This is a genomic window from Acinetobacter sp. Swhac1, from assembly GCF_013390985.1.
In the GTDB taxonomy this organism is placed as follows: domain Bacteria; phylum Pseudomonadota; class Gammaproteobacteria; order Pseudomonadales; family Moraxellaceae; genus Acinetobacter; species Acinetobacter towneri.
The window spans coordinates 1-9,643 of record NZ_JACASN010000048.1 but is presented as its reverse complement, the minus strand read 5'-3'; the positions used below and the strand labels follow the sequence as shown (position 1 = coordinate 9,643).

11 protein-coding genes and 2 pseudogenes are annotated in these 9,643 nt (G+C 37.1%); 7 read left to right on the top strand and 6 right to left on the bottom strand.

From position 1 onward, the window contains the following. Positions 1–254: pseudogene (locus HX743_RS14900) on the bottom strand (ISNCY family transposase); the annotation flags it as partial. On the opposite strand from HX743_RS14900, the gene HX743_RS14895 reads away from it, so the two are divergent. The 3 genes from HX743_RS14895 to HX743_RS14885 all read left to right on the top strand — a co-directional run bounded on the left by HX743_RS14895 (position 219) and on the right by HX743_RS14885 (position 2,773). Further along, positions 219–1,550: an ISNCY family transposase gene (locus HX743_RS14895; protein ID WP_178319597.1), complete on the top strand. Its 1,332-nt coding sequence runs from the start codon at positions 219–221 to the stop codon at positions 1,548–1,550. The pseudogene HX743_RS14900 and the gene HX743_RS14895 sit on opposite strands and share 36 nt — an antisense overlap. Before the next feature lie 571 nt (positions 1,551–2,121). Then, positions 2,122–2,478, top strand: a complete 357-nt coding sequence (locus HX743_RS14890) for a type II toxin-antitoxin system RelE/ParE family toxin (protein ID WP_178319596.1) — start codon at positions 2,122–2,124, stop codon at positions 2,476–2,478. Continuing rightward, a complete protein-coding gene (locus tag HX743_RS14885) occupies positions 2,471–2,773 on the top strand; it encodes a helix-turn-helix domain-containing protein (protein ID WP_178319595.1) in 303 nt (100 codons plus the stop codon). The genes HX743_RS14890 and HX743_RS14885 overlap by 8 nt, the downstream gene beginning before the upstream one ends. A 149-nt stretch (positions 2,774–2,922) precedes the next feature. Here HX743_RS14885 and HX743_RS14880 read toward each other — a convergent pair whose 3' ends face one another. Then, entirely contained in the window at positions 2,923–3,579 is a 657-nt protein-coding gene (locus HX743_RS14880; RefSeq protein ID WP_178319594.1) for a hypothetical protein, read from the bottom strand. Then, positions 3,557–4,369 (bottom strand): DUF6502 family protein, encoded by an 813-nt coding sequence (locus HX743_RS14875; protein WP_178319593.1) that lies wholly within the window; start codon positions 4,367–4,369, stop codon positions 3,557–3,559. The genes HX743_RS14880 and HX743_RS14875 overlap by 23 nt, the downstream gene beginning before the upstream one ends. 260 nt (positions 4,370–4,629) lie before the next feature. On the opposite strand from HX743_RS14875, the gene HX743_RS14870 reads away from it, so the two are divergent. Continuing rightward, complete coding sequence (locus HX743_RS14870) at positions 4,630–5,025, top strand: hypothetical protein (protein WP_178319592.1); 396 nt, start codon at positions 4,630–4,632, stop codon at positions 5,023–5,025. 87 nt (positions 5,026–5,112) lie between these two features. Further along, positions 5,113–6,633, top strand: coding sequence for a PT dipeptide repeat lipoprotein (locus HX743_RS14865; protein ID WP_178319591.1), 1,521 nt, complete (start codon positions 5,113–5,115; stop codon positions 6,631–6,633). A 188-nt stretch (positions 6,634–6,821) separates the two neighbouring features. On the opposite strand, the gene HX743_RS16470 is transcribed toward HX743_RS14865, so the two are convergent. The 3 genes from HX743_RS16470 to HX743_RS14855 form a co-directional block, all read right to left on the bottom strand. Next, on the bottom strand, positions 6,822–6,947 hold the full coding sequence (locus tag HX743_RS16470; RefSeq protein ID WP_256732323.1) for a hypothetical protein: 126 nt from the start codon (positions 6,945–6,947) through the stop codon (positions 6,822–6,824). Between the two features lie 138 nt (positions 6,948–7,085). Continuing rightward, positions 7,086–7,385: a hypothetical protein gene (locus tag HX743_RS14860; protein WP_000358348.1), complete on the bottom strand. Its 300-nt coding sequence runs from the start codon at positions 7,383–7,385 to the stop codon at positions 7,086–7,088. Positions 7,386–7,515: 130 nt separating this feature from the next. Beyond that, on the bottom strand, positions 7,516–7,803 hold the full coding sequence (locus tag HX743_RS14855) for a hypothetical protein (RefSeq protein WP_070155740.1): 288 nt from the start codon (positions 7,801–7,803) through the stop codon (positions 7,516–7,518). 315 nt (positions 7,804–8,118) lie between these two features. Between HX743_RS14855 and HX743_RS14850 the strand changes: the two are divergent. Both HX743_RS14850 and HX743_RS14845 read left to right on the top strand, forming a co-directional pair. Next, positions 8,119–8,706 (top strand): annotated as a pseudogene (locus HX743_RS14850) (recombinase family protein); the annotation flags it as partial. A 248-nt stretch (positions 8,707–8,954) separates the two neighbouring features. Next, on the top strand, positions 8,955–9,643 hold a 689-nt coding region (locus tag HX743_RS14845), incomplete at its 3' end, for an exodeoxyribonuclease VII large subunit (RefSeq protein ID WP_178319590.1).

The following is a 9,643-nucleotide window of genomic DNA, read 5'->3' as shown; positions in this document are numbered from 1 at the left end:
GCAGCGCGTCCTTCAAACCAGTCATGATATGAGCCATCAATTTGGATCAGTTCACCAAAGCAATCCCGGTTGTAACGAGGCTGATACGGGCGTTTCAGGCGCTTGGATCGAGGAATCCATAAGTCAGCTGCAATCATCCAGGAACGCAGGGTTTCTACTGAAAGATCGAATCCATGTACGGTGGTGAGCTTTTCATGCGCTAAAGTGGGTCCGAAACCATGGAGTTGGTCAGAAACAATATTGAGGCACTTGAGGCTGTTCTGCAAGACGTTCGAGATCAACGTATTACCCAAGTCCGTGGTGCTGAAATCCTCAATCTTTCAACCCGTCAAATTACCCGGTTATTACAAAAGCTCAATCAAGATGGTGTCTCAGGTATGGCACATGCCAGTCGTGGTCAACCAGGTCATCGTCGCCATGATGATTTATTAAAATCAAAATGTCTTTCCATTATTTCTGAACATCTGCTGGGATTTGGACCCACCTTGGCCCATGAGAAGCTCAGCAGCATATTTGACCTGAATATCCCGGTAGAAACGCTTCGGCGCTGGATGACTGCAAATGACCTCTGGATTCCGCGATCCAAGCGCCTTAAACGTCCATATCAGCCACGTTATAATCGGGATTGCTTCGGTGAGCTGATCCAGATTGATGGCTCATATCATGACTGGTTCGAAGGACGCGCTGCTAAGTGCTGTTTATTGGTGTATATCGATGATGCCACTGGAAAGCTGTTACATCTGCGCTTCTGTGAGGCGGAAACGACCTTCGACTATATGCTTTCAACCCGAGCCTACATTGAACAATACGGTAAGCCTCTGGCCTTTTATAGCGATAAACATTCGGTCTTCCGAGTGAACCAGAAATCGAGCCAGGACAGCAAGATCACGCAATTTGGCCGGATTCTGAATGAGTTAAACATTGATATTATCTTTGCCAACTCACCACAGGCCAAAGGTCGCGTAGAACGCGCGAATAGAACCATTCAAGACCGTCTGATCAAAGAGATGCGTCTGGAAGGCATCAGTTCAATTGCCGAAGCCAATGCCTGGCTACCCTGCTTTATTGAGCATTTCAACCAGAAGTTCACCAAGTGTGCGAGAAACCCAAAGAACTTGCATCGATCTTTAACGGAATCTGATGCTGAGCTGGAGGATATATTCACCTGGCAGGAACCGCGTAAGGTCACGAAGAACCTAACCATCACGTATGACAAGTGTATTTATCTGCTTGAACCGATAGAGCTGAATCATAAGCTTGTTGGGCAATACATTTCATTTCTGGAGTACCCGGATGGCACTGTGGCCATCATGCATGAAGGCCGAAAGCTCAACTACAGCATCTTTAATAAATTGGCTGGGCTACAGCAAAATGAGATTGTTGAGAATAAACGGTTAGGTGCAGTTCTGGCACATATTCAACAGCAGCATGAAGAATTGGAAAAACAGAATAAATGTTCAAGAACAAATAAAAATATGCCAAGCCGTAAAGCTCAGAAAGCCGATATTGAACAAAGAAAGTTAAATCCTGTGCTTGACTCTTTTGGTTAAAAACAGGACATTTTAAATGGTTTATCGCATAGACATTTTAATTGGTGAATAACAGTAAAATAAATAGTGTTATATTTCAAAAAGTTATGCTATAAGAGAACGGGGACGCAAACCCGAAAAGCCGACTTGGAAACAAGTCGGCTTTTTTGTGATCATTTTTGATAGTTCTTGCCAATAAATTTGTTTAAAAAGTAGTCGGTTTTGCGATTTTCCCTGATTACATAAGATACCCAGGGAAAAAATTATCCCCAATTTCTGCGGATAAAACCGGGACAACTTTTATCCTGGTTTGTACGCTCTGGCGCACAGATATTTAGGGATTTTGCGGCTAGGGGATCTGTGTTTTTTTACTTATGATGAAGTCATACAGGAACAGGATGTTCCGGAACAAAAAACAATAATGATAAGTTCTAACACTAGGATAGTGAGGTAGAATAGCAGAGCTACCAAAGATCGCACTATAAAAAACCCTGACAGGATGTCAGGGTTTTTTATTGCCTCTCATTTCTCATTTGCAAAACAAACATAATGGCCCTAAAATATAGACTATAATCTATATTTAGGTTGTAGTATGTGGACAGTCATTACGACAGATCTATTTAATCAGTGGCTTGAACAGCAAGATGAATCGACACAAGAGAAGGTTCTGGCTGCCCTGGTTGTTCTACAGCAGCAGGGACCGAATTTAGGCCGTCCTTTAGTAGATGCTGTGTATGAGTCTAAATTTACCAATATGAAAGAATTGCGCGTTCAACATCGCGGTAGACCACTAAGAGCGTTCTTCGCATTTGATCCCTTACGACAGGCTATTGTTCTATGTATTGCTGATAAAGGCGGTAAAAAGCGTTTTTATAAAGACATGCTAGATATTGCAGATGAACAATACCAACTTAATCTCACCACCCTAGGAGATAAATCTAATGGCTAAGACTCTACAAGAATTGTTAGCTAGCCGCTCTCCAGAGAGCCAAGCCCGTATTCAAAAAATGGCAGATGAATTACTGCTAGAAAATCGGCTTCATCTTATTCGCGAAGAACTCGAAATTTCTCAAAAAGAGCTTGCTGAAACTTTGGGAATAAAACAGCCATCGCTTTCAGCAATAGAAAATCGTGGTAATGATTTAAAGATTTCAACCATGAAAAAGTATGTTGAGGCAATGGGTGGGAAGCTCCGTATTGATGTAGAGCTTCCAACAGGAAAACATATAGGATTCAATGTTTAACGATAAAAATGGGAGCTTATATCTCCCATTTTTACTATATTTTTTAAAGCCTTAAGCGTGCTGTACTGTGAGCTTTAAACCTAAATCATTCACTACACGATTAATTGTATCAAAACGGTGGTGCATAGTCCTGACTAGACTCTCTTTCATCAATTAAAATTTTTATTTTTTATCAATTCCAATGGTAGCTGCAATTCTCCACACTCTTCTTCTGGTTCATCAGATGGGATAGTAATTTTAACTTGACTATTTAACTGCCATACTCCGTTTACAGGTTCAAATAAATTGTATTTTAGTTGAAAAATACGCTCTTCATCTGGCATTAACTCAACTTTTTTAATAATTGAACACTGCATCTCAGGAAATAATTGGTCTTTTGTTTCAGTATTATAAAAATCTAAAGGCACATTGCAATCAGGATATTCTAATATCACTTTATCCCAATAATTATTAAGAAAAGATAATTTAATATCTATAGGAGTGCCTTTATCTTTATCCATTTTTAGATCATATAAAGTATCTTTACGTAAGTCTGTTTTTTGATATAAATCCAAAAATTGAATTTCGCGAACGACTAGACCACATAAATCAGTTACAGCCCCAGATAGTTTTAACGTATATTGGTCCTGTTTAAAGAAATCATCACTATTGCTGTCGTTAGCATTCCCAAGACCAGGTGGAGGTGGAAGCCCATTACCTGTACCTTCTAGACTAGCTCCCCCTACACTAAAATCCTCTCCACAACCAATGATTGTTAAAAATAAAATATTAAAGCAAAATAGCTTAACTATTTTCTTCACGGTCATGTTGATAAACCCCAAATATGAAAGTTTTGGTAGCATCTAGCTTACCTTCATCCTCTGCACATTTTTCAGAAGCTAACTTTAGTAGTTGTAGTGCATATTCGTGCCACAACTTTAGACTTTGATCACGTAAAAACTGAACAGATGCTTCTGTTAATTCATCTGCACACACAGCTTGTTCTAAAAAGTTTTGCTCATTATTTTCAAATAAATTATGAAAACCTGCAGCCAAATGGGATTGTAAGTTTTTAACTAAAATTTTACGAGCTTCTTGTAAAGAAGGATCAGGAATAAATTGTCCTTTTTGCAATAAAATATTACCGTCTTTTTCAAGTACTATGCCTAATCTGATCAACTCATTTAACACAGACCTAGGATGGCGCTCAGTAGATACTCTTTTTACCAGAATTTCGAAATTGTTTTCTTTTTCACTACTGAATGGTAAACACTCTCCCCAGCCTTCTGCTAACCACAAACCTATAACCCGAGAAGGAACACTAATTGGTTCAGAAATATTTGCTTCAGTCAAAGGCTTACCCGCCAGCTTCGTCTCTTTATATGCACTGACATCCTTACGGTGTAGACCAGATAATAAACTAATAGCAGAAATAGTAGGCTTTTGATCAATCCTTTCTAATTCTTGAAGAGCCTGTTGATAAAAAATTGGTTTTAAAGCAGCGGAAAATTCTGTATATCCAACACCAGAACGAATTAACCATTGACTCAGATAATTCATGAGTACAAGCACTTGCTTTAAATTAAACTCAGCATCATTAGTAGGAAGTTTAGTCATCACACCAACAGCAGTAAAACTTTAATTGAAATTTTCTCACTATTTTTAGTACCTCACAAATTATATCAGATCAATTTTCGTATTCCTTGTGAAATAAAAATACTCACAACCTGGCTCTCAATCTATGAATTTTTAATCTCTCACTATTTAACGTTCATCTATTTACAACTATTAATTAAGTATTATATCATAAAAAATGCTAAATTTTCGCATTTTTTAATAAAGTATTTAATTTGAATAATTATCGTTAAGGAGTAAGTATGATGAAAATTTCACCCCTGATTCTTATGTTTACCATCTTTGCTAGTTCAATGTCTTCTTATGCTGGCTTTGCTGACAGTTTAAGAGATTTAAGAGGAACCTTAAGTCAAATTAATGAAACGACCAAAGAAGTAGCAGGTACAGCCAAAGAAATGACCAAATTTCGTGGTAATAATGAAACATCTACAAATACTGAACGTACTATAGGACAAAAAATAACCCCAAAACTAAACAACTTACCGCTGTATGAAACGTCTAATAAATCAAGCAAAGTAAAAACTAAGCTTTCTAAAAATTCTGACATTATTTATGCAGGTAATGTCAGCTCAAATGGATTAATCGAAGTAACAACAGAATATGGAAATGGATGGGTAGAATCTCATTTAATTCATTAATTCTTGAAATGGAGCCATAGTGATAACATAGCCATCAGAATTTTGATGGCTATCTCTATAAAAAATATTTTTAGTGATTAGCTTATTATGAACAAGATAATTAAAAGTGGCTTTGTGACTGTAATAATTACTGCTTTGGTTGGTTGTAACAGTGACAGCTCAGATAATTCCAATACACCAACACCAACACCAACACCAACACCAACACCAACAACAGTAGCGGATAAATTGGCTGGAGAGTGGATTCAAGGCTCATCTAATTTAGGTATTTCTGATTGTAATTTAGCTCAGATTGAAATTCTTAAAACTGGGGATAATTCAGTAGAAGCTAGTAATGAAGGTATTCAATATTCTCAATATAATTCATCATTAAAAACGTGTGGAGGTGAATTAGTTAGCAAGCGTTATCAATTACTCGGAGATCTAATACTAAAAGACATTCAAACTGGTATCAAATATGATAACTTCTTTTACTATCCTATTAAATATCAAAAATATAGCACAACCTCAGAAGAGAATAGAGTCTTAACATTTTTAGATGATGACTCATTTTGTATTATTAACTCAACTAGTAATAATCCTGCTTACATTAAGTTAGAAAGGAATTCTATATCTAACCCCTACAAGGATAATCGCTGTTATGTAAAAAGTAATGTCGGATTATTTACTGCAGAAAAACCTAAGACCCTTATTACAACAGCAAATTTTTTAAATGTAGATGCGGTTAATTCAACCAGTAGTGCTGCATTCCTATCTCAGCTTAATGAAATGGGGCAAAAAGGATATAAAATTGTCGCATACAATAATAAGGTGTATGGAAATAAAACTGTAAATAGCTATATGAAGTTAGCTAATCAGAATACTCGTTACTCTGCTATTGTTTCTGATCGAACTGCAAGCTCTGTTAGCAATATCTATTTTTCATGGTTAAGTAAGCTGAATGAGAATGGAAAATCTGGATACCAATTTCTTCATTCTGTAAGGCCTTCTACCGACTTAAATTTTAAAGACTATTTTTTAAAAAATGAAAATGATAATGCATCATACACTTATGATAGTGGGTATCTTTCCCCACTTGTTGACACTAATCAACTAATTAATGTACTTAATGAATTAGGTCAAAAAGGTTGTCGCATTATTCAATTTAAACAATACTTTACAGGAAATCGTGCAGAAATTTTAGATAATAAAGAAAATCAACCTAAAATAGCAACTTGTGTAAATAGTAGCAAACATAATGGTACTTACACATATCGATACAAAGACTATCCAACAGAGAGTTCAAGACTTGAAAGTACTTTAGCATTGCAAAATATGATAAATGCTCAGGCTAAAGATGGGTATCGTTTAGTTAGTCGCTCTTTAGATATATCTGCCACTAAAAAAAATGGCTTATTATTTATGAAAGATAGTGAAGAGCTAGATGTAGGAGAATTTAAAGTATTTTCAGAGGATATCTTCTCAAATACTCCTATACTGAAATATTTGGATAAACGTTTTAATCAGCAAGGTCAAATCGGCTGGTTGTATACAAATGCAGAATTTGTAAATGCAAATAATCCAAAATCTATTCAGGCAGATCTCAATGATTTTCAGATAATTGAATAATTTTAGAGGGGCATCATTGGTAAGCGTCCGCTGAACACACCTTCTGAATTCATCCTATAAGCCTTAATTTAGTCCCCACTTAGAAACAAGTGGGGACTTAAATTTATGACTACAAATCATCAGACATCCATCGCATCTCTTGCGAAAAAACGAAGAACATACTGTGCTGAATTTAAACAGCAGATCGTTCAGGCTTGTAAAGCACCGGACGTTTCAGGCTGTACCAAAAGATCTTGCTGAAGTTGACGATATTCCTCATCAGATACAAGGTCTTTAATTTGCTTGGTAAAGATGCTGGTTTCAATAAATAACATGGACTCTTTATACGTCAATGGCGTATTTGAATTTTAGCAGTTTCCATAACAAAAAACGAGAGCTGGTAGCTCTCTGTCGTTTCGCATAACAGCCATTATGTTAAATAATAGGGGCTTCTAAGTACGCGATTAGAAAATTTAGTCTTTAAGAGGAGAAATTTGTTCTAGCTTATCTTCAGGATTATTTTCTCTAATATGTATAATTCGATCATAATTTTCTACTCCTCGTAAGTGAGGTGGTGCAAATGCTGGATACTTGTTGAAAAAGTGCATTTTAATATTTAGTGCATGGTCTAAAATAAAAGCACATTCAATTCCATAGTACTTATCATTAATAAAAAAATTGTCTGTAGTTTCTATTAGTTCTTGGATAGCTAAATCCAATTTTTGAATTTTTTCATTAATATCTTTAGTTTTCTCTTCTATCTTTTTATCCATTGGTATCACCTATAGAATTAAGTTTCCCTAAAATTAACATACTACACGTTATACGAATTCCCAAGGCATGGCTTTTAGTCATGCTTTTTTATTAAAAGACTATAGTTTTTTCTTTCTGCGGTCAGCTCTGCTATAGCTTCGATAGCTCTAACGGATCGTTAAAAATAAAATCGCGTCTATCAATAAAAATTATGCCTTTGTTGTGTCGCTTGATAGAACGCTTTGCTTTGTCAAAGTCATGAGCATCCCAAAAACCATCGCCAGCACATAGAATCAATGGGTGCTGCCATTCCGCCATCTGTGCCAGTGCTACGACTTTTTGAGTCCCGCTGTCTGCTTGCCAGCGAACAAAAATAATGGACTGCGCGGCTTTTATTAATCTACACGCATTTTTTGATAATCTCGATTGAACGCTCATTAAAATATCCATATCCTAAACTTTAGGATATTATATCAACTAAATAGCAACTAATCAGCAATTAAATAGCAACTAAATTAAAATGATGGTCCCTCAAGGTCATCCTTTGTTGAAGTAACAACTGTTTCAAATTGGTTATAAAAGTGGGGCAAAGTTCCCGCTCTGCCCCTACAACCATGACTAGTGTTCTATCATTGGACTATACCCGAATGATAAGGAAACAGTTAGTTACAACGAAATATCATTAGAGTTGTTATGTTGATTAAATGATAGCTGTATCATTGTAGTATAGTCAATAATCTCAAATGATAAACCATGACGACTAGAATCTACTTAAGAGCTTCAACCAAAGATCAAGATGCACAGAGAGCACTAAACCAATTAGATGACTTAAACCAAAGGCTCGAGTTAGGTGAATCGGTTACCTATATTGAGAATTTCTCAGGGACGAAGTTGGATCGTCCTGAACTAAACAGGTTGCTCACAGAAGCAAACCAAGGCGACACGTTATTGGTAGAAAGCGTTGATCGTCTGTCCCGTCTAAGCCAAGCAGACTTCCAAGAACTTAAGCGTAGAATCCAAGAGAAGGGGCTTCGCTTAGTAGTTGCTGACCTTCCGACTACTCATCAACTAATCCAAACCAATGACAGTATTACAAGTTCGATCCTAGATCTCATCAACAATATGCTGATTGATCTACTTGCTACTATGGCTCGTTTGGATAACGAGAAACGTATAGAAAGGATCAAGCAAGGCTTAGAGCGTTCAGGGTACAAACCATCAGGTAAGAAACCAAATGAAGCCAAGCACAAAAGAATCAAGGAGTTGCTTGCTACAAATAACATGACTAAGCAGGAAATTGCGAAAGCTGTTGGTTGTGGGGTAGCTACTGTGTATCGAGTAATGAACCAAGGAGAAGATGCAGAGCTGAATCAGCTTGTCGAATCTCGTGCACAACAAGGCAGGATTCGAGTAGCCATTGAAGACCTTTAGTTGAAATGTTAGCCACTTTTTTGGTTTCTATCGTCACTGCCCTAACCGGCATGACTTGCGATACATGAAGTGGCATTATTACTTCATAACCTATAGGTGTTTGCCTATAAGCCAAACTTTCTATAGTCTTTGACAATTACAATTCATAAAAACTAAGTATGCCTGATCAACAGCTTTCCCTCAGTGAATACCTCGAAACAGTTCAAGAGATCGTAAAGATTTCCTTTGGTGATCCTGTATGGGTTAAAGCTGAAATTAGAAGCCTGAACACCAAGAGTGGTCACTGCTACCTAGAACTTGCTGAAAAAGAAGAGGGCACTGATAAAGTCATTGCATCTTGTAAAGGAACCATTTGGAAGTCCACTGCAGCTAAGCTTCTGTACAAGTTTCAGAACGAAAGTGGAATGGAGCTGTCAAAGGACCTGAATGTTCTGATTAAAGTCAAAGCCAGCTTTAGCCCACAATATGGGTTCTCAGTAAACATTGAAGACATTGATTCAAGCTTTACGCTCGGTGATCTTGCGAGACGTTACCAACAGATCGTAAAGCAACTCACAGAAGATGGCTTGATTGACAAGAATAAGAAGCTCCCTACACCATTTGACATCAACAAAGTTCTCGTCATTGCACCTGAACAAGCTGCAGGATTAGGAGACTTTAGGAAGGATGCTGATATTCTGCATAAAGCTGGGGTCTGTGAATTCATCTATCACTCAGCAACATTTCAAGGTAATACAGCAGCAGCAAGTATCATTGCTTCTTTAAGCCAAGGATTAAGACAGTGGGCCAATGAATACAAAACACCTCCTGACTTGATTGTCATCATTCGTGGTGGTGGTGCTGTCAA